Here is a 19169-nt window from a genome sequence, read left to right on the forward strand (position 1 = left end):
TCGACCTCTTCCGCCGTCTCGATGATGAGGCGGCCGATGCGCTCCGCAGCATCGTTGAGGATCCGCTCCCGCTCGTCCTCGATCATCGCTGCCCCCTCTTCGGGGCACGCGCATCGATCGCGGACGCGTCCGCCGTCAACGACTGCAGCGTCTGCTGCAACCGGATCGCATGCCGCTGGTCACCGCGCCGCTTCGCCGCCTTCAATCGCTCGCGGGTCTCCCTCAGACGACGGGCCACCAGAGCCTTCCCGTCGTCGTCCACGGACGGCCGCGCCGAAGCCGTCACCGCCCGCTGAGAGGCCCACTCCCGGGCGGCCTGCCGCTCCGCCTCAGAAGGGCGCGGAGGCGGCCCAGGCGGACGCCGGTCACCCGCGCGCACCCGAGCCCCCAGAGCGGCCATGAACGGGGCCAGCAACCCCGGCCCGCACACCCCGCACGGGTCCGCGCCGAACAACTCCTTCAACGCCGGCGAGAACTCCGGCGGACGCAGCCCGCGGAAGTCGGCGAACTCCCGCGCCCGGCACCACCGGCAACCCTCGCCATCCCGCACGCATGCCGCCGCGAGCTCCGCCGGCGAGAACACCGACCGCCACGTGATCGGCATCGCCTTGAGCCGCACCGCGAACGGGCGCGGCATCCCCAGCTCCTCGGCGTGCAGACGCTGACGTACCTTGCGGGCCGCGCTCACCGGGGTCTCCCCGGCCCGCGCCAGAGCGGCGACGTTCTCCAGCACACGCCCCTGGTGGTACGCGTCGACGGCCGCCCGCGAGAACCGGCGCGGCCCCTCCCCGGCGAGCACGGAAAGGCGCCCTTCACGGGCTGCGAGGTCCACGGCTTCGCGGCTGATGTCGAGCCATTTCGCGGCCTCGGCGGCGGTGAATTCGTCCATGTGCGGACGGTAAAAGCCACCCCGTAAAGATCATTCCGGAGCTTCCGGAAGGACACCTACGGAAGCGGCGCTATCCTCCAAAACAGTGCCGCCCCGGGGCCTGTCCGTGATCCAGGTTCCGGGACGGCCCAACGGCCCGCCCCGTCCTCCTTCGTGGTCTGTCACCGGGGCGGGCCACCACCTCACATCACCCCGCCTCCGGCGAGCCGCCTCCCGCCTCCCGGAACAACAAGTCCTGCGCCGTCGTAAGAGCCGCGATCCGCTGCTCCTGAGACAACTCCGGCACAGCGTCGAGCGCAGCAGCGAGCGCATCCGCCACCAGCTGGCCCACCACATCCATCCGCGCGTCGAGAACCACCTCAAGAGGCTGCGACGCATCAGTGCCCAGGGCCTTCGCCCTGCGCTCCAGAATCCGCAGCACCGCCGCCGTCGCCTTCGGGTCCCCCGCCAGCGCCGGCGGCATCATCCCCGTCATCAACAGATCGAGACGCTCAAGATCGAGCAGCGCCGCAGCCACCCGGTTGACCTCAGGAATCGACTCACGCACCTCACTGATGATCTGGCTGACGCGCTGCTGGCTGACGCCGAACTCCTCGGCGATCGCTTCCTGAGTCCGTCCTTCGAGGTAGGCGCGCCAGATCGCGCCGTTACGGCCCTCCAGCCGTTCGGGTTCCGCCATGGGGTCACCTCCTGCTGACTAGTGAAATCTTGTGCCCAGCGCGGTCGTACGGGTTCCGGACAGGCAGCAGGCCCGGCCGTAGACAGCCGGGCCCATCACCACCACCCGCCAACCACACCCAGGCCGGCCGCCGCGAGGACGACCGGGCCGGGGCGGTCAGGCGGCGAGTCGGGCGGCCCGTCGGTCGGCTTTCTCCGCCGCCGCCTGCTCTGCGGTGGGGAGTTCGGACTCCGGGCTGGCGACGAACCAGAAGTTCTCGTAGCCGGTGACGTCGGCCAGTGCGCCTTCCATCACGACGGCGGCGACGTACTTACGGCGGCGGTGCTCGGGGGCCGGGGTCGTGTGGGGGTCGATGTTGCTGTACCGGTCGGCGGAGACTTCTTCGACGAGGAGCCACCCGGCGAGGGCGAGGGTGTCGTATCCGGTGTTGGTGTCGGCGAGGAAGACGGCGCGCCAGCCGGTGGAGGCGGGTTCGAAGCTGACGGGCCGGTGTTCGGTGTGGTTGGACATGGTGTTCTCCTTCGGTGCGATCCTGTGGGTGGCCGGCCCGGTTCCCGCGGGCCGGCCGTTTCGTGTGCGGGTCAGGCGGTGTGTGCGGCTTCGAGCTCGGCGTGCCGGGCCGCGGTGGAGTCCGAGAGCTCGGCGAGCAGCCGGTAGACGTTGCCGTCGTTCGGACGGGCGAGGTGCCCGAAGCGCATGTGGAGGAGGGCGCTGACCTCGCTCAGGGCGCCGGAGACGGAGAATCCGCCGGGGCTTCGGGTGCACCCCTTGAAGGTGCCGTTGTCCAACTGCGCGAGCCGCTTGCGGGTGTTCTTGGCGCGCAGGAGGTGGCCCTTCCAGTAGTCGCTGTTCTCGTCGCCGGTCTCGGCGAAGGGAGCGGTGCGCTTGATCTCCTCGGTGAGGTCGGCGCGCATGCCGGGGTAGGCGGTGTTCCAGAGGTCGGCGATGTAGGTGGCGGTGGCTTCGTCGACCCAGTGGTTGAGGGTGCGGATGTCGGTGCTGGTGATGGTCACGGTGCTTCTCCTTGCTCGGGTTGGCCGACCGCCGGTCGACGGCCGGAGTTTGTGGGTTAGCTGTCGGCCTGCTGCTCGCCGTCGGCCTGGTCGTCGTCCTTGTCGAGGTCGGGCCATCGGCCGAACGGGCCTCGCTGGTGAGGACCCTTGGCGCCGAGCTGGGGAGCGCCGCCCTTCGTACGGCACGGCATGGGGATCACGTCTGCGCCATGTCGACGAACCGGCTGTAGTGCCCCTGGAAGGCGACCGTGACCGTGGCCGTCGGCCCGTTCCGATGCTTCGCCACGATCAGATCCGCCTCACCCGACCGCGGGGACTCCTTCTCGTAGGCGTCCTCGCGGTGGACGAGGATCACCATGTCGGCGTCCTGCTCGATCGCCCCGGACTCCCGCAGATCCGACAGGACGGGCTTCTTGTCCGACCGCTGCTCCGACCCTCGGTTCAGCTGCGACAAGGCGATGATCGGCACGTCGAGTTCTTTCGCGAGGAGCTTCAGCCGGCGGGACATGTCGGCCACCTCCTGCTGCCGGTTCTCGCCACGGCGCCCGGAACCGGACTGCATGAGCTGGAGGTAGTCCACGACGATCAGCCGCAGGTCGTTGCGCTGCTTCAACCGGCGGGCCTTGATACAGACGTTCATGAGCGTCAGCTCGCCGCCGTCGTCGATGTACAGCGGTGCCGCGCTGACGTCCGGCATGCGGCGGGCGAGCCGGGTCCAGTCGTCGTCGGTCATGGTGCCGGAGCGCATGTGATGGAGGGCGACGCGGGCCTCGGCGGAGAACATCCGGCTCATCAGCTCTTTGCGGCTCATCTCCAGCGAGAAGAACGCGGTGGGCAGATGGTGTCTGATGGCGGCGGACCGGGCCACGTCCAGGGCGAGCGTGCTCTTACCCATGGCCGGGCGTCCCGCGATCACGATCAGCTGTCCGGGCTGGAGTCCGTTGGTCAGCTGGTCCAGGTCGATGAAACCGGTCGGCACCCCGGTGATCTCGCCTTTGCGCTGCCCGATCTGTTCGAGTTCGTCGAGCCACTCCTCGCTGAGGTCGCCGACAGCCCTGAGCGTGTCGTCGGCCTGCTGCGCCGTCAGCCCGAGGATCGCGGCCTGGGCACGGTCGACGATCTCGGCGGTGCCGCCCTCGCCCGCGTACCCCATCGCGGTGATGTTCTCGCTGACCGCGACGACTTGGCGGAGAACCTTCAGATCGCGGACGATCTCGGCGTGCTGCTCGGCGTGCGCCGTCGTGACCGCCGACTGAGTCAACCTGAATAGGTACGGCCCGCCCCCGACCCGGCTCAGGTCTCCGCGCTTGGTCAGCTCGGCGCCCACGGTGAGCGGATCCGCGGGTTCGCCACGGCCGTACAGGTCGAGGATCGCCGCATAGATCGTCTCGTGATGCGGGTCGTAGAAGTCCGAACCCTTGAGCATCCCGGCCACCTCGTCGATGGCGTCCTTCGACAGCATCAACTCGCCGAGCAGGGACCGCTCGGTGTCCCGGTCCTGCGGGGGGACACGCCGGAAGTCGGCCGCGGCCTCGGTGTCGATGCTCACGCGACACCGCCCTTACGCCGGTCGTCGCCCTTGAGGACGATCCGGTCGCACATCTCCGTAAGCCGGGACGCGACACGCTCGCCCAGGGCGTCACGCAGCTTCGCCGGCGGGAGGTTGCTGGTGAAGACGCTCGGCAGGCACTCCTCGTACCGGTGGTTGATCAGCCGGTAGGTGATCTCCTCGACCCACTCGGTCCACTTGGAGGCGCCGAGGTCGTCGAGGACGAGGAGATGCGCGTCGGCGATCCGCCGGAACGTGTCGTGGGAGTCCTCGCCGTCGCGTGGGCGCAGCTGGGCGTACAGGTCTGCGGCCGTGTGCATCTGCCAGCGCAGTTGGGTGCCGGTGTCGGCGACCGCGCGCAGCACCGACCAGGCGTGGTGTGTCTTGCCCGTGCCGGTGGGGCCGATCAGCAGCAGCGACTTCACGGCGTGCCGGTCCGCCGCGAACCGCTCGGCCCACGCGGTGGCCTGCTCGTCGGGGCGGGCCTCGGCGAAGCGGCGCGGCGCCTTGGCCGCGAAGTAGTCCATGGCCTGCTCGCGGTGCTCGGTGACCTGCTCGGCGAAGTGGTCGCGTAGGAACCGGACGTCGTCGGGGGCCATGTCGGCAAGGGCCAGGTCCCCCGTGAAGTGCTTCAGAAGCCGGTTGTAGTCCTCGTAGGCGCCGGGGTCGGGGAGGGCGTAGTTGCCGGGCGGGATGCCGAGGCCGGCGAAGTCGACGGTGAGCTTCGGCTGGTGGTTCATCAGATCAAGTCCTCGTCGTAGACGTCTTGGTCGTCGGGGTTTTGGTAGGCGCCCCGGCGGAGGTTGCCGAGGGCGATGTCGAGGGTTGCGCCGGAGATGGATCGGCCTTCGCGGGCGACTTGATCCAGGGCGCGGGCGAGGTCGTCGCGGTCGACGCCGTTGCCGATGGCGGTCCGAATCACTCCGCGGACTGCAAGGAAGGGTTGGGCGCGGCCTTTGCCGTGGTGCTCCCAGAAGGCGGCGGTGAGGTCGTCCGCTACTTGGTGCTTGCTCGGCTTCCGCTGGCCGCTGGCGGACTTGTCCGTCGGAGTAGTTGAGGAAGAGGTAGTTGGGGGTGAAGGAGTAGGGGGGGTCTTTTTGACCCTGCTACTGGCACTAAAAGACCCGCCTACTCCGTCCGAAGGGGGGTCGTTTTCGCCCGCCTTCTCGTCCGGCTCGCTTTCGTAGGAGGGCGATTCCGACCCGCCTACATCTGCCGTAGCCGGGTCATTTTCACCCGGCAACGTGATGCCGGACCCTGCGGGAGCAAGGTGGAGGAACCGGTACTTTGCTGTACGCCCGTTGTGGCCGCCGCCGACATGCTCAAGGACCTTCTCCTCCTTCAGCTTGGCGATGATCCGGCGCATGGAACGGTCATCCGGCACCATGGCCTGCCGCATGATCTCCGGGTCCACGACGCTGCTGTACGTGAGGCGCGTTCGGTCGTTGGCGTCGTCCGCGAGGACCATCGCCGTCAACTTCTCGCGGTGCGTCAGAGAAGGCGGCGCCCACACCTTGACCTCGCGGTACAGCTCGTAGCCCATTGGCTGTCTAGTCCTTACAGGTGCAGTCGAATCGGCGCACGAGCTCCCACGTCTGCCATCCGAGGCTGGACAGACGGCGGAGTTCGCGGCGGAGTTCTTCGCGGCTGAGTCCGTACGTGCGGTTGCAGCGGAAGGCGCGCGCGGGCCTCCGCCCCGCCGCCGTGGAGGCGACGAGACGAAGGTGATCGCGGCGGCCGGCCATTAGACCCGCGCCCCGATCCGGCGGAGGCTGGCTTTCGTGTTCGCCAGTGACCGTCTGGTCGCCGGTGTCTTCGGGATCGTGGTCGTCTGGCCGCCCGGGGACTTGACCCGGTAGTGGCCGCTGCCTCCGATGCGTACCTCGAAGCCCTGACTGCGGAGTTCGTCGAGCAGCTGCTCGGTGTCCTTGCTGCTCACCGGCCGCCCGCCTTCCGGGCCTGCTCCGCGGCGTACGCTGCGCGCCGCTTAGCGTTGATCTCGTCCCTGTGAGCGGCGTAGCTGGCGTTCCCCCACTCCCGATTGCAGACTCGACATCCCCGCCCACCGCACCACGTCGTGTAGGTGTTCTGCTCGTTGAACTCATGGCCGCGAGCGCAGTGCGTCTTTCGGGCGTTGGCTGCGCTAGGCGCTTCGCTGCGCAGGATGTTCTCCTGCGGCGTCACTGGCTCTAGGTGGTCCGGACGGACGCAATGCCGAGTACGACATAGGTGATCGAGCTGTAGGCCGTCAGGGATCGTTCCGCCAGCCAGCACCACGTACGAGAAGCGGTGCGCCGAGGTCGTGCGGCCCTGGTAGCGAAAGCTCCCATAGCCACTGCTGTCTTTGCACGCCTTCCACAACCAGCATGGACCCAGTTCGATCCGGTGCTTGGGTATCGGCCCGTCCTTGTCGACCTTGCTGAAGAACCTTGCGAGGTCCGTCTCGGGCACGGAGGGGTTCGGCTGGTCTGCGGCTCGGGCGCGGCGTAGCGCCTCGTCGGTGTGTCCGCCGTCGGGCGGGTCTGCCATCATGAAGACGGCGCTCCTCTCATATCGCTGGTGACGGACCCCGGGTCATTTGGTCGTGGACCGGGGCCGTCGCATTTCTGGGTGGGCGTTCAGGCCTCCAGCTGCGGGCAATGCAGCTGGAGGCCGTCTCATGCGGCGGGCGCGCCGTTCTGCTCGGCGTCGAGACGCTGCACGTACTCGTGCAGGGCATCCGCCGGGACCCGGCGAGCGCGGCCGATCTTGATGCTTCGCAGCTCTCCGGAGGCGATCATCGCCTTGACGGTCGTGAGCCCCAGGCGAAGCACTGTCGTGCACTCTTCGGCCTTGTAGAGGATCTGGGACATGCGATCTCCCGAGTAGGTGACAGCGAGTACGCGTCGCCGCTTACTCAGATCCACTTTAGTGAGTCGCCGAAGGTCGTGCAAGTACGTGGAGACACCTTCTCACGCGCGTGTCACCACTTGCTCATTCGCTGACGGCGCTGGCATTCTCAGGGCATGGCTGTTCACATCGGAACGTGGAAAATCGAGGTCCGCCCCATGGGATGGACGCGCCTCAGCGACAACAGCGGAGGGCCCACCGTCTACATCCAATACGCGATCCCGGAGTCGGCAGCCGATACGCGCCTCGACATGCAAACCGTGGTCATGGAGGCTGGCCAGGAGGGTCCTCTCACCGGCCGAACATGGCGCCGCATCCCCCTGGCAATGGCGGAAAGCCGCCTCCTTGAGGACATGGAGTACACCCACGGGATCTTCAACTATCCGTGGGAGGGCCCGCGTCCGACGCTCGACTCCCTCGTCGAGTTCTTCGACAGCACGAAGGACAAGTTCACGACGGTCATGATCGGAGAGATCGGGGCCCGCGTGGGTGACGGACAGGACGGAGACCCCAAGGGGAAGCTGCCGATCATCCGCTCTCCCGAGGGACGACTCACCGAAGACTTCCTTACCGATGTGGCCGATGCCTACCGGTGGTTCACCGCGGCTGGCGAGCCGCCAGCGCCATCAATTTCGAAGCGCGCCAAGGTGCCCGTGCGTACCGTGCACCGCTGGATCTACGAAGCGCGCAAGCGCGGCATCCTGCCGCCGGCGCGGGCAGGGCGTGCGGGATGAGCGGGCGCCGGAGCAACGGAGAGAGCAGCGTCTACTTCTCTGAGTCGGATGGGAAGTGGCACGGCTGGGTCACCGTCGGCACGAAACCGAACGGGGCCCCGGACCGCCGTCACCGCATGGGATCGGACGAGGACGTCGTACGGGCGAAGGTGCGCCAACTAGAGCGCGAGCGCGACGCGGGCAAGACGAAGAAGGCTGGCCGCCCGCCGACCGTCGAGCAGTGGCTCACGACGTGGATGGACACGGCCTGCGCCCGCAAGGTGGCCGACGGGACGATGAGCCCGCGGACCCTGGACGACTACCGGTCGAAGTGCCGCCTGTACCTGTTCCCCGGTATCGGCAAGCACCGCGTCGACAAGCTGGAGGCGTCCCACCTCGACGCCCTGTACCTCGGCATGATCAAGCGGGAGTTGTCGTCCGGCACGGTGCTGAAGACGCACCGGATCATCTCCCGCGCCCTGAAGGTGGCGTGGCAACGGGAGATCGTCTCCCGCAATGTCGCCCTGATGGTCGAGCCGCCGTCCGCCGCCGAGGGTGAGATCGAACCCTTCAGCCAGGCCGAGGCCCGCGCGCTGCTCGCCGAAGCCGCCGAGCGACGCAACGGCGCCCGCTGGTCCGTTGCCCTCGCGCTCGGCCTGCGCCAGGGCGAAGCGCTCGGTCTGCGCTGGAAGTACATCGACCTGGACAACGGGGTCGCCAAGGTGTGGTGGCAACTGCAGCGGCTCAACTGGCAGCACGGATGCGAGGACGCGCACGCCTGCGGGGCGAAGCACCACCGGAAGGCATGCCGGAAGAACTGCACCGCCCACAAGAACTACAAGCGCGGGTGCCCGAAGCCGTGCCCGAAGGACTGCACGGACCACGCGAAGGCGTGCCCGGAGCGTAGGGGCGGCGGCCTGACGTTCAGGGAGCCGAAGGGCAAGAACAAGCGCCTGGCGCCGATCCCTCCCCCGCTGGTTCCCCTGCTGAAGGCGCATCGCAAGGAGCAGCTGCGCGAGCGCCTGGCGGCCGGGGAGCTGTGGGAGGAGAACGACCTCGTCTTCTGCCAGCCGAACGGGAAGCCGATCGATCCGCGCCAGGACTGGAGTGAGTTCAAGGACATCCTCGACGCAGCCAGCCTGCGGGACGCGCGGGTGCATGACAACCGGCATACGGCCGGCACTCTGCTGATCGAGGCGGGCGTCTCGCCCCGCGTCGTGATGGAGATCCTCGGGCACTCCTCGATGCGGATGCTCCAGCGGTACACGCACGTCGCGTCGGTCCTCGCGAACGATGCCGCGAAGCGGATGGGGGACGCGCTGTGGGGGTGACCGAGATTCGATCGCGCGTACGACACGGATTGGTAACCGCAACTTGCGCTGCAACTAGGCCGAAACGACAACAGCGGCTCCCCGAAGGAAACCGCTGGTCAGAGGTGGAGCCGCCTTCGGGATTCGAACCCGAGACCTACGCATTACGAGTGCGTTGCTCTGGCCATCTGAGCTAAGGCGGCGCGCTGTGCGCACTATGGTGCGATCAGCAACGTCGGTAAGTCTACACAGTTTCCGAGGTGCTCCGAACCACGGGCCGGAGCACCCGGCGGAGGGCCCGCCCCGGCCGTCGCGGCTGTCGACGATCAGGACGCTGAGCAGCGCTTTCCGTCGGTCGGGGGTGTGCCGCGGAGCAGGTACGTGTTGATCGCGGAGTCGATGCAGGAACTGCCGCGCCCGTAGGCGGTGTGTCCGTCCCCGTCGTACGTGAGGAGGCGGGCCGAGGAGAGCTGGGAGGCGAGGGAGCAGGCCCAGCGGTACGGCGTGGCCGGGTCGCGCGTCGTGCCGACGACGACGATCGGGGCGGCTCCCTTCGCCTCGATGCGGTGCGGCCCGCCCGTCGGCCCCACCGGCCAGTACGCGCAGTTCAGGGAGGCCCACGCCAGGGCCCTGCCGAAGACGGGGGACGCCTTCTCGAACTCGGGCAGCGCCCGTTCCACCGCCTCGGGGCTGTCGTAGGCGGCCGGGAGGTCGAGGCAGTTCACGGCGGCGTTGGCATACATCAGGTTGGAGTAGGTGCCGTCGGGCGCCCGTTCGAAGTAGCTGTCCGAGAGGGCGAGCAGACCCGCGCCGTCGTCCTTCTCGACCGCCTCGGTCAGCGCCTGCCGCAGCTGCGGCCAGGCCCCCTCGTCGTACATCGCGGCGATCACGCCCGTCGTCGCGAGGGACTCGCCGAGCCGCCGCCCGTCGGCGTCACCGGTCGCCAGCGGCCGTGCGTCCAGCCGTTCGAAGAGCCCGCTCAGGTTCTCGGCGACCTTCGTCGGCGTACGCCCCAGCACGCAGTCCTTCCGCCGCACGCAGTCCTTGGCGAACGCCTGGAACGCCGTCTCGAAGCCCGCCGTCTGCTCCTGGTTGAGCCGACGGGCCGGCAGCGACGGGTCCAGCGCGCCGTCCAGCACCAGCCGGCCTACCCGCTCCGGGAACAGCCCGGCGTACGTCGCCCCGAGGAACGTCCCGTACGACGCACCGACGTACGTCAGCTTCTCGTCGCCCAGCAGGGCTCGCAGGATGTCCATGTCCCGGGCCGCCTCGACCGTGGAGACGTGCCGCAGCAGCTTCGGCGCCCGCTCCCCGCACCCCTCCGCGAACCGCTTGTACGCGGCGACCAGCCGGCCCGTCTCCGCCGTGTCGTCCGGGGTGAGATCCGTCTGCGTGTACGTGTCCATCTGGCGCCCGGTCAGACATTCGACCGGCTCACTGCCCGCCACGCCCCTCGGGTCGACGGCCACCATGTCGTACCGCGCCCGGACCTTGGCCGGGTAGCCGATGCCCGCGTACCGCTGCACATAGCCGACCGCCGAGCCGCCGGGCCCGCCCGGATTGACCAGCAGCGAACCGAGCCGCTCTCCCGGTCCTGTCGCCTTCCGCCGCGAGACGGCCAGCTCGATGTCGCCCTCGCCCGGCTTCGCGTAGTCGAGCGGCGCCCTCATCGTGGCGCACTGGAAACCGGGGGTCTCGCAGGTGCGCCAGCTCAGCTTCTGCCCGTAGTACGGGGCCAGCGCCGACGGAGTCGCACGGGGCAGCGGGCCGAGAGCGGGGCCCCCGTCGACCGTCGTGGCCGCCGCACTGGAGTGACCGGAGGAGCAGCCCGCGACGAGCAGCGCGGCGGCCGCGAGCAACGCGCCGCCGGCCCGCAGGGACCGGTTCGGCCGGGAAGTACGCCTGGTGTGCATCTCGCGAGCCTAACCAGAACCACTCAATTCATCACGAACAGCGATGAACGCTCCTCGTACGAGTGACCCGGTCAACCGAAGGCGCCCCGGCACCCGCGGTCGTGCCCCCCGCCTCACCCGGCGCGCAGGGACATCGTCATCGCCTCCACGGCCAGCAGAGGCGCCACATTCCGGTCCAAGGCCTCTCTGCACGCCGCGATCGCGTCGATGCGCCGCAGCGTCGCCTCGGGCGGGCCGCTCCGCGCGAGCCGCTCCAGACTGTCCCGCACCTCTACATTGGCGAGCGCCACCCGGGAGCCGAGCTGCAGAGCCAGCACATCGCGGTAGAACCCGGTGAGCTCGGTCAGCGCCAGGTCCAGACTGTCCCGCTGCGCCCGCGTACGCCGCCGCTTCTGCTTGTCCTCCAGATCCTTCATCACCCCCGCCGTGCCGCGCGGCATTCGCCCGCCCTGCACCGCGCCCAGCGCCGCCTTCAGCTCCTCGGTCTCCTTGGTGTCGACCTCTTCGGCCAACTGCTTCGACTCCTCCGAAGCCGCGTCCACCAACTCCTGCGCCGCCTTCAGGCACCCACCGATGTCCTCGACCCGCAACGGCAGCTTCAGCACGGCCGCCCGCCGCTCCCGGGCCCGCGGATCGGTGGCCAGCCGCCGGGCCCGCTCGATGTGCCCCTGGGTCGCCCGCGCGGCCGTCGCGGCGGCCTCCGGCTCGATGCCCTCGCGCCGTACGAGCATGTCCGCCACCGCGTCCACCGACGGGGTGAGCAGCGCGACGTGCCGGCACCGCGACCGGATCGTCGGCAGCACGTCCTCCAGGGACGGCGCGCACAGCATCCACACCGTCCGCGGGGCGGGCTCCTCCACGGCCTTCAGCACGGCGTTCGCCGACTTCTCGTTGAGCCGCTCGGCGTCCTCGACCAGGATCACCTGCCAGCGTCCGTTCGCCGGCGACGTGTACGACTTGCGCACCGTGTCCCGCATGTCGTCGGCCAGGATCTGCGTGCCCACCGCCGCCACGGTGCTCACATCCGCGTGCGTCCCCACCAGCGCCGTATGGCACCCGTCGCAGAACCCGCAGCCCGGGCTCCCGCCGAGCGCCCGGTCCGGACTCACACACTGCAACGCCGCGGCGAACGCCCGCGCCGCCGTCACCCGCCCCGACCCCGGCGGCCCCGTGAACAGCCACGCGTGCGTCATTTTCGACGCCTCCGGAGGCGCGACCCGCTGCTCCGCCGCCGTGACGATCCTGTCCGCGTCCCGGGCGGCCGCGTCCAGCTGCGCACTCAGCCGCTCCTGCCCCACCAGGTCGTCCCACACAGCCATGCCCCACCGCCTCCGTCACACAAAACCCTCACCGCGCCCCATTGTGCGCGACCCCACTGACATCACACCGCACACACCCCTGACCGCGGCACCGGGCCGTCGTCCACGGAGACGACCACGACGCACAGTCGGCCGCCGACGCACGGTCGGCCGTAGACGCACGGTCGGCCGCCCACGCACGGAAGGGGCCGTGCCGGTGCGTCGAGCCCGTCGCATACAGCGGCCCAGGGAAGTCCCACCGATGCACCCGGGCAGTAGGGCACCCAGCGACGGGCTGACGCACCGGCACGGCCCCGACCCACCCACCGGCGGCACGCGGACCGGCACCGACAACCAGCCCGGCCCGCCCCGTTCCGGCCCGGCTCAGCGGCGACGCCGCCCCCAGCCCCGCTTCCCATCGCCGTCGTCCTCGCCGTGCGGCCCCAACAACTCGTCCGCCAGCGTGGGCAGATCGTCCAGCGGCGTCTCCTCGGCCCAGTCCGACCGAGGCCGCCGCCGCGGCACCCCCTGCTCGTCGACCTGCGGAAGCTCCCGCGTCCGATCGGTCCCGTCCGCCCTGTGCGCACCATCGGCGCCGCCGGCCGCGGGCCGCTCGTCCCGGAAGTATCCGGGCGGCGCCAGATCGTCGCGCACCGGCGGCAGCACAGCCGTCTCGTCGGCGGCCTCCGACGGCACCTGCGGCAACACCGCGGTCTCATCCTCGGCAGCAGCGGCCGCGGACGCAGCCCCGGAACCGGAACCGGAACCGGAATTGGAAGCCGACACCGACGGCTTCGGCAGCTTCGCCGTCGTCTCGGAGTCACCCCCCGGCCCATCCGCCCGCACCGGCGGCAACACAGCCGTCTCGTCCACCGGCCCACCCGACGCATTGGTCGGCGTCACAAACGGCGTAGCCACGGTCACCGCGTCATCGCCCCGACCACCGGCACCCTCACCGGCACCCTCACCGGCACCCGCCTCGGGCTCCGCACCGGCACCCGCAGCGCCGGCCTCAGCCCCAGCCGAAGCCCCGGCCCCGGCCCCGGCCCCACGCTCAGCCGCGACCCGCGCAGCCTCCGCCGCAGCCGCGACCCGCTCCGCCTCGGCCTTCCGGTCGGCCTCGGCCCGCTCCGCCGCGGCGCGCTCCGCCTCGGCCGCGACCGCCGCGGCCCGGTCGGCCTCCGCGGCGGCGGCGACCCGCCGAGCCTCCTCGGCCCGCAGCAACGCCTCCTCGGCCTTCCGCTGCTTCTCCAGGCGCCGCGCCTCCGCCTCGGCCCGCAGCCGCTGCTCCTCCGCGGCCTGCTGACGACGCCGTTCCTCCTCGACCCGACGCCGTTCCTCGGCCTCGGCGCGCGCCTTCTCCTCCGCGAGGAGCCGCGCCTGCTCCTCCTCGGCGCGGCGGCGCGCTTCCTCGGCCCGCTGCCGGGCCTCCTCCGCCTGCCGCTCCGCCTCGCGCCGCTGAGCCTCCTCCAGCTCGCGCCGCTTGCGCTCCTCCTCCTCGGCCCGCAGCCGCGCCAGCTCCTCCTGCCGCTCCCGCTCCAGCCGCTCCTCCTCGGCCTTGCGCGCGGCCTCTTCCTCGGCCTTGCGGCGGGCCTCCTCCTCGGCCTTGCGGCGGGCCTCCTCCTGCGCCTTCACCTCGGCCTCGGACAGCGGCAGCATCACGTCGAGGCGGGCCCGGACCACGGTCGTCACGGCCTCCGGGTCCTGTGCGGCGTCCACGACCAGGTAGCGCCCGGCGTCCGCGGCGGCCAGCGTCAGGAATCCCGCGCGCACCCGCTCGTGGAACTCGGCCGGCTCCGACTCCAACCGGTCCGGCGCCTCGGTGAACCGCTCGCGCGCGGCCTCCGGCGACACGTCCAGCAGCACCGTCAGATGCGGCACGAGACCGTCGGTCGCCCAGCGCGAGATGCGGGCGATCTCCGTGGGCGAGAGGTCCCGCCCGGCGCCCTGGTAGGCCACGGACGAGTCGATGTAGCGGTCCGAGATGACGACCGCGCCGCGCTCCAGCGCGGGCCGCACCACGGTGTCCACGTGCTCGGCCCGATCAGCCGCGTACAGCAGGGCCTCGGCCCGGTGCGACAGTCCTGTGCTCGACACGTCCAGCAGGATCGACCGGAGCCGCTTGCCCACCGGGGTCGCCCCCGGCTCGCGCGTCACCACGACCTCGTGCCCCTTGGCCCGGATCCACTCGGCGAGCGCCTCGACCTGAGTGGACTTCCCGGCGCCGTCACCGCCCTCAAGGGCGATGAAGAACCCCGAGGCCGCGGGCGCCTGATCGGGGTCGTCGCCCTTCAGCATCGCGTCCCGCAGGTCCTGCCGCAGCGGCACCCCGGACCGGTCGTCGACCTTGGCCAGCACCCACGCGGCGACCGGCAGCAGCAACGCCCCCACCAGCATCAACGTGAACGCCGCACCGCCGTGCGCGAAGACGAACTTGCCGCTCTCCAGCCGGTGCGGCCCGATGACGGCGGCGACCAGCGGAGCGACGAGCACCGCCAGCGCCACGAACACCCGTACGACGGCGTGCAGATGCTCGGTGGTGCGGGCCCGCCGGAAGTCCTCGGCCTCCTGGTCGAGCAGCGTGTGCCCGGTGTTGGCGGCGATGCCCGCCCCGGCACCGGCGAGGCCCAGGATGAGCATGACGCTCGTGACGTCCGGCGTCAGGCCGGCGGCGAGCAGCGCGATCCCGGTGAAGGCGATCGCGAGAGCGAGCAGCCGGCGCCGGGACAGCGAGGGCAGTACGGACGGCGCCCGGCGGATCCCGAGGACCACGCCACCGGTCAGCGCGGTGACGAACAGCCCGTACATCACCGGCCCGCCGCCCAGGTCCTTGGCGTGCAGCACGGCGACGGCGACCGCGGCGGCGACCGCGGCGGCGACGGCCCCGCAGGCCGGCACCAGCAGCGGGATCGCGCCCGTGCGGCCCTTGTCCACACCGGTGCCGGTCTTGGGCCGGCGCAGCCCCTCCAGCGGCGACCGCGCGCGGGGGGTGCGCGTCTTGGGCAGGTCGAGGAAGGTCACGACCGACAGCGAGGCGGCGAAGAGCCCGGCGGCGACGTACGAGGCGAGCGCGGCCTGGTGCTGCGCGAACCAGTCGAGGCCCGCGCCCAGCAGGTTGTTGAGCAGCGAGGCGACGACGAGCACGGCGGCCGCGAGGGGCACCGCCACGAATCCGGTCCGCAGGGCCAAACGCCGCAGCGCGTCCATGTGGTCCGGCAGTGGCCGTACGGTCGCGCCCTCCAGCGGCGGCGCGGGCAGCAGCGCGGGTGCCGCGCTCTCGCGGCAGACCGTCCAGAACCGCTCGGCGACACCGGCGACGAACGCGGTGACCAGCAGCACCGCGAGCGCGTTGTCCGGCGTCCAGTCGATCCACAGGGGAGCGACGATCAGCAGCAGCACCCGCAGCCCGTCCGCGCCGACCATGGTCCAGCGGCGGTCCAGCGGGCCGTCCTGCGAGGTCAGGGAGGTGAGCGGGCCGAGGAGGACGGCGCCGAAGAGCAGGGTAGCGAGGGCGCGCGTCCCGAAGACGGTCGCGACCGTCAGGGCGACGCCCCGGTATCCGCCGCCGAAGGCGCCCTCGGCGATCGCCGCCTGGAAGGCGAGGAGCACCAGCACGAACAGCGCGAGCACATCGCCCACGCCGCCCACGAGCTGGGCGCTCCACAACCGTTTCAGCTGCGGTCGGCGCAGCAGCGCCCGGACGGCGCGCTCCCTGGAATCGGCTGCCAGGGCGTCATCGGGGGCCGGGTTGTGGGCCGTCGGCTGCTCGGCTCGCATCATGCTTTCAGCCTATCGGCACGCACCGACACCCAGAAGCAGCGCCCGAACGCACGCACGGCGCACGACCAAGTCACACAGAACGCACACATTCATCGGAGCGAAGCGCCCCGTCAGGGGCGCGGGGAACCGCGCGATCGACCACACCGAACCCGCGGTCGCCGAACAACCCGCACCCCCGAGCTACTGGGCGCCGTCCCCAGCAGCAGTCGCCTTCTTCGCGGCCGCCTTCTTCGCCGGAGCCGCCTTCTTGGCCGCGGCCGTCTTCGAAGCGGCCGTCTTCTTCGTGGCGGCGGTCTTCTTCGCCGGCGCGGCCTTCTTCGCGGCGGTCTTGGTCGCCGTCTTCTTCGCCGGCGCCTTCTTGGCCGTCTTCTTGGCGGGAGTCTTCGCCCGCTTCTCCGCCAGCAGTTCGAAGCCGCGCTCGGGCGTGATCGTCTCCACGCTGTCCCCGGACCGCAGCGTCGCGTTGGTCTCGCCGTCGGTGACGTACGGCCCGAAACGGCCGTCCTTCACCACGACCGGCTTCCCGCTGACGGGGTCCTCGCCCAGTTCCTTCAGCGGCGGCTTGGCTGCGGCCCGCCCGCGCTGCTTGGGCTGGGCGTAGATCGCCAGCGCCTCTTCGAGGGTGATCGTGAAGAGCTGCTCCTCGGTCTGCAGCGACCGCGAGTCCGTGCCCTTCTTCAGATACGGCCCGTACCGCCCGTTCTGCGCGGTGATCTCCTGGCCCTCGGCATCGGCGCCGACGATCCGCGGCAGCGACATCAGCTTCAGGGCGTCGTCGAGGGTCACCGTGTCCAGGGACATGGACTTGAACAGCGAGGCCGTGCGCGGCTTGACCGCGTTCTTGCCCGTCTTCGGTGTGCCCTCGGGGAGGATCTCCGTGACGTACGGCCCGTAGCGCCCGTCCTTGGCGACGATCTGGTGACCGGTCGCCGGGTCCGCGCCCAGCTCGAAGTCGCCGCTCGGCTTGGCGAGCAGTTCCTCCGCCAGCTCGATGCTCAGCTCGTCCGGCGCCAGGTCCTCGGGGATGTCGGCGCGCTGGTGGCCCTCGGCGTCCTTCTCGCCCCGCTCGATGTACGGGCCGTAGCGCCCGACGCGCAGCACGATGTCGTTGCCGACGGGGAAGGACGAGACCTCGCGCGCGTCGATCGCGCCCAGGTCGGTCACCAGCTCCTTGAGCCCGCCGAGGTGGTCCCCGTCGCCGTTGCCGGCCGCGGCCGCCGTGCCGCTCGCGTCCGTGCCCTCGCCGAAGTAGAACCGCTTCAGCCACGGCACCGCCTGGGCCTCGCCGCGCGCGATGCGGTCGAGGTCGTCCTCCATCTTGGCGGTGAAGTCGTAGTCGACGAGCCGCCCGAAGTGCTTCTCCAGGAGGTTGACCACGGCGAAGCTCAGGAAGGACGGCACGAGCGCCGTGCCCTTCTTGAAGACGTAGCCCCGGTCGAGGATCGTCCCGATGATCGACGCGTACGTCGACGGACGGCCGATCTCGCGCTCTTCGAGCTCCTTGACCAGCGAGGCCTCGGTGTAGCGGGCCGGGGGCTTGGTGGCGTGCCCGTCGACCGTGATCTCCTCGGCGGAGAGCGCGTCGCCCTGGCTGACCTGCGGCAGCCTGCGCTCGCGGTCGTCGAGCTCGGCGTTCGGGTCGTCGGCGCCCTCGACGTAGGCCTTGAGGAACCCGTGGAAGGTGATCGTCTTGCCGGAGGCGCTGAACTCGGCGTCCCGGCCGTCGGAGGCGGTGCCACCGATCTTGACGGTGACGCTGTTGCCCGTGGCGTCCTTCATCTGGGAAGCGACGGTCCGCTTCCAGATCAGCTCGTACAGCCTGAACTGGTCGCCGGTCAGCCCGGTCTCGGCGGGCGTGCGGAAACGGTCACCCGAGGGCCGGATCGCCTCGTGCGCCTCCTGCGCGTTCTTGACCTTCCCGGCGTACGTACGCGGCTGCGCCGGCAGGTAGTCGGCGCCGTACAGCTGGGTGACCTGGGCTCGGGCGGCGGCCACGGCGGTCTCGCTGAGCGTCGTGGAGTCCGTACGCATATAGGTGATGAAGCCGTTCTCGTACAGCTTCTGCGCCACCTGCATCGTCGCCTTCGCCCCGAAGCCGAGCTTGCGCGAGGCCTCCTGCTGGAGCGTCGTCGTGCGGAAGGGGGCGTACGGCGAGCGGCGGTACGGCTTGGACTCGACGGAGCGGACCGAGAAGCGGGTGTTCTCCAGGGCGGCGGCCAGCGCGCGGGCGTCGGCCTCGTCGAGGTGGAGGACGTTGGCGCCCTTGATCTGCCCGAGCGAGTCGAAGTCGCGGCCCTGGGCGACGCGGCGGCCGTCCACCGACTGCAGGCGGGCCACCAGCGACGACGGGTCGGAGGCGTCACCGGCGCGGCCGGTGGCGAAGGTGCCGGTCAGGTCCCAGTACTCGGCGGAGCGGAAGGCGATCCGCTCGCGCTCGCGCTCCACGACGAGCCGGGTCGCGACGGACTGGACACGGCCCGCCGACAGGCGCGGCATGACCTTCTTCCACAGGACCGGCGAGACCTCGTAGCCGTAGAGGCGGTCGAGGATGCGGCGGGTCTCCTGGGCGTCGACGAGGCGCTGGTTCAGTTCGCGCGGGTTGGCGACGGCGGCCTGGATCGCGGCCTTGGTGATCTCGTGGAAGACCATCCGCTTGACCGGGACCTTGGGCTTGAGCACCTCCTGGAGGTGCCAGGCGATGGCCTCGCCCTCGCGGTCCTCATCGGTGGCGAGGAAGAGTTCGTCGGACTCCTTCAGCAGGTCCTTGAGCTTCCTGACCTGGGCCTTCTTGTCCGCGTTGACCACGTAGATGGGCGCGAAGTCATGCTCGACGTCCACGCCGAGGCGGCGCACCTCGCCGGTGTACTGCTCGGGCACCTCCGCGGCGCCGTTGGGAAGGTCGCGGATGTGCCCCACGCTCGCCTCGACGATATAGCCGGGGCCGAGATAGCCCTTGATCGTCTTCGCCTTGGCAGGCGACTCGACGATGACGAGTCGGCGGCCGCCCTTCGCGGTCTCGCTGGTCGGGGACAACTTCGCTCTTCTCTCCGGTCGACGCTGGGTCTCCCCAGGCTTGCGTCCCGGGGCGGGCGCCCCCTGGGGCGGGTGCCGCGCACGGGGCTCGGCGGTCGGCCCG

General features: G+C 70.7%; 16 protein-coding genes, 1 tRNA gene and 1 pseudogene. 2 read left to right on the forward strand and 16 right to left on the reverse strand.

Translation table 11 applies throughout. The features are described 5' to 3' along the window. Positions 1 to 82 precede the first annotated feature (82 nt). The 11 genes and pseudogenes from HW837_RS00005 to HW837_RS00055 form a co-directional block, all read right to left on the reverse strand. Entirely contained in the window at positions 83 to 889 is an 807-nt protein-coding gene (locus HW837_RS00005) for a MerR family transcriptional regulator (protein ID WP_193382748.1), read from the reverse strand. 187 nt (positions 890 to 1076) lie between these two features. Next, positions 1077 to 1568 carry a sigma factor-like helix-turn-helix DNA-binding protein gene (locus HW837_RS00010; RefSeq protein WP_193382749.1) on the reverse strand — a complete coding sequence of 164 codons (492 nt, stop codon included), beginning with the start codon at positions 1566 to 1568 and terminating at the stop codon, positions 1077 to 1079. Between the two features lie 156 nt (positions 1569 to 1724). After that, positions 1725 to 2078: a hypothetical protein gene (locus HW837_RS00015; protein ID WP_193382750.1), complete on the reverse strand. Its 354-nt coding sequence runs from the start codon at positions 2076 to 2078 to the stop codon at positions 1725 to 1727. Between the two features lie 71 nt (positions 2079 to 2149). Further along, positions 2150 to 2581: a hypothetical protein gene (locus HW837_RS00020; protein WP_193382751.1), complete on the reverse strand. Its 432-nt coding sequence runs from the start codon at positions 2579 to 2581 to the stop codon at positions 2150 to 2152. Positions 2582 to 2637: 56 nt separating this feature from the next. Beyond that, positions 2638 to 2781 carry a hypothetical protein gene (locus tag HW837_RS00025; RefSeq protein ID WP_193382752.1) on the reverse strand — a complete coding sequence of 48 codons (144 nt, stop codon included), beginning with the start codon at positions 2779 to 2781 and terminating at the stop codon, positions 2638 to 2640. Beyond that, positions 2778 to 4224: pseudogene (gene dnaB / locus HW837_RS00030) on the reverse strand (replicative DNA helicase). The gene HW837_RS00025 and the pseudogene dnaB overlap by 4 nt, the downstream one beginning before the upstream one ends. Continuing rightward, complete coding sequence (locus HW837_RS00035; protein ID WP_193382753.1) at positions 4127 to 4870, reverse strand: ATP-binding protein; 744 nt, start codon at positions 4868 to 4870, stop codon at positions 4127 to 4129. The pseudogene dnaB and the gene HW837_RS00035 overlap by 98 nt, the downstream one beginning before the upstream one ends. Then, positions 4870 to 5673: a hypothetical protein gene (locus tag HW837_RS00040; protein WP_193382754.1), complete on the reverse strand. Its 804-nt coding sequence runs from the start codon at positions 5671 to 5673 to the stop codon at positions 4870 to 4872. Before HW837_RS00040 ends, HW837_RS00035 begins: the two co-directional genes overlap by 1 nt. 201 nt (positions 5674 to 5874) lie before the next feature. Continuing rightward, positions 5875 to 6069, reverse strand: a complete 195-nt coding sequence (locus tag HW837_RS00045; RefSeq protein WP_193382755.1) for a type II toxin-antitoxin system HicA family toxin — start codon at positions 6067 to 6069, stop codon at positions 5875 to 5877. Then, on the reverse strand, positions 6066 to 6662 hold the full coding sequence (locus tag HW837_RS00050; protein ID WP_196790514.1) for an HNH endonuclease: 597 nt from the start codon (positions 6660 to 6662) through the stop codon (positions 6066 to 6068). Before HW837_RS00050 ends, HW837_RS00045 begins: the two co-directional genes overlap by 4 nt. Before the next feature lie 125 nt (positions 6663 to 6787). Then, a complete protein-coding gene (locus HW837_RS00055; RefSeq protein WP_193382756.1) occupies positions 6788 to 6982 on the reverse strand; it encodes a helix-turn-helix domain-containing protein in 195 nt (64 codons plus the stop codon). A 153-nt stretch (positions 6983 to 7135) separates the two neighbouring features. Here HW837_RS00055 and HW837_RS00060 point away from each other — a divergent pair, with 153 nt between their 5' ends. Together HW837_RS00060 and HW837_RS00065 are read left to right on the forward strand one after the other, a co-directional pair. After that, positions 7136 to 7753, forward strand: coding sequence for a hypothetical protein (locus tag HW837_RS00060; protein ID WP_193382757.1), 618 nt, complete (start codon positions 7136 to 7138; stop codon positions 7751 to 7753). 116 nt (positions 7754 to 7869) lie between these two features. Next, the gene (locus tag HW837_RS00065; RefSeq protein WP_193382758.1) at positions 7870 to 9063 is read left to right on the forward strand and encodes a tyrosine-type recombinase/integrase; all 1194 of its coding nucleotides are present in this window, start codon (positions 7870 to 7872) and stop codon (positions 9061 to 9063) included. Between the two features lie 105 nt (positions 9064 to 9168). Here the strand turns inward: HW837_RS00065 and HW837_RS00070 are convergent. The 5 genes from HW837_RS00070 to topA all read right to left on the reverse strand — a co-directional run bounded on the left by HW837_RS00070 (position 9169) and on the right by topA (position 19066). Beyond that, a tRNA-Thr gene (locus tag HW837_RS00070) sits at positions 9169 to 9245 on the reverse strand. Positions 9246 to 9368: 123 nt separating this feature from the next. Continuing rightward, positions 9369 to 10955, reverse strand: a complete 1587-nt coding sequence (locus HW837_RS00075) for an alpha/beta hydrolase (RefSeq protein ID WP_193379536.1) — start codon at positions 10953 to 10955, stop codon at positions 9369 to 9371. Between the two features lie 113 nt (positions 10956 to 11068). Then, positions 11069 to 12274: a DNA polymerase III subunit delta' gene (locus HW837_RS00080; protein WP_045563062.1), complete on the reverse strand. Its 1206-nt coding sequence runs from the start codon at positions 12272 to 12274 to the stop codon at positions 11069 to 11071. Between the two features lie 363 nt (positions 12275 to 12637). Continuing rightward, on the reverse strand, positions 12638 to 16033 hold the full coding sequence (gene tmk, locus HW837_RS00085) for a dTMP kinase (protein WP_193379535.1): 3396 nt from the start codon (positions 16031 to 16033) through the stop codon (positions 12638 to 12640). Between the two features lie 180 nt (positions 16034 to 16213). Next, positions 16214 to 19066, reverse strand: coding sequence for a type I DNA topoisomerase (topA, locus tag HW837_RS00090; protein ID WP_193379534.1), 2853 nt, complete (start codon positions 19064 to 19066; stop codon positions 16214 to 16216). Positions 19067 to 19169 lie beyond the last annotated feature (103 nt).

This window comes from Streptomyces caniscabiei, from assembly GCF_014930365.1.
Classification (GTDB): domain Bacteria; phylum Actinomycetota; class Actinomycetes; order Streptomycetales; family Streptomycetaceae; genus Streptomyces; species Streptomyces caniscabiei.

What these genes read in the sequence shown, in the direction of transcription:
- HW837_RS00005 (WP_193382748.1), bottom strand. Translation starts at nt 889, where the DNA reads ATGGACGAATTCACCGCCGCCGAGGCCGCGAAATGGCTCGACATCAGC.
- HW837_RS00010 (WP_193382749.1), bottom strand. Translation starts at nt 1,568, where the DNA reads ATGGCGGAACCCGAACGGCTGGAGGGCCGTAACGGCGCGATCTGGCGC.
- HW837_RS00015 (WP_193382750.1), bottom strand. Translation starts at nt 2,078, where the DNA reads ATGTCCAACCACACCGAACACCGGCCCGTCAGCTTCGAACCCGCCTCC.
- HW837_RS00035 (WP_193382753.1), bottom strand. Translation starts at nt 4,870, where the DNA reads ATGAACCACCAGCCGAAGCTCACCGTCGACTTCGCCGGCCTCGGCATC.
- HW837_RS00040 (WP_193382754.1), bottom strand. Translation starts at nt 5,673, where the DNA reads ATGGGCTACGAGCTGTACCGCGAGGTCAAGGTGTGGGCGCCGCCTTCT.
- HW837_RS00050 (WP_196790514.1), bottom strand. Translation starts at nt 6,662, where the DNA reads ATGATGGCAGACCCGCCCGACGGCGGACACACCGACGAGGCGCTACGC.
- HW837_RS00055 (WP_193382756.1), bottom strand. Translation starts at nt 6,982, where the DNA reads ATGTCCCAGATCCTCTACAAGGCCGAAGAGTGCACGACAGTGCTTCGC.
- HW837_RS00060 (WP_193382757.1), top strand. Translation starts at nt 7,136, where the DNA reads ATGGCTGTTCACATCGGAACGTGGAAAATCGAGGTCCGCCCCATGGGA.
- HW837_RS00065 (WP_193382758.1), top strand. Translation starts at nt 7,870, where the DNA reads ATGGGATCGGACGAGGACGTCGTACGGGCGAAGGTGCGCCAACTAGAG.
- HW837_RS00075 (WP_193379536.1), bottom strand. Translation starts at nt 10,955, where the DNA reads ATGCACACCAGGCGTACTTCCCGGCCGAACCGGTCCCTGCGGGCCGGC.
- HW837_RS00080 (WP_045563062.1), bottom strand. Translation starts at nt 12,274, where the DNA reads ATGGCTGTGTGGGACGACCTGGTGGGGCAGGAGCGGCTGAGTGCGCAG.
- tmk (WP_193379535.1), bottom strand. Translation starts at nt 16,033, where the DNA reads ATGATGCGAGCCGAGCAGCCGACGGCCCACAACCCGGCCCCCGATGAC.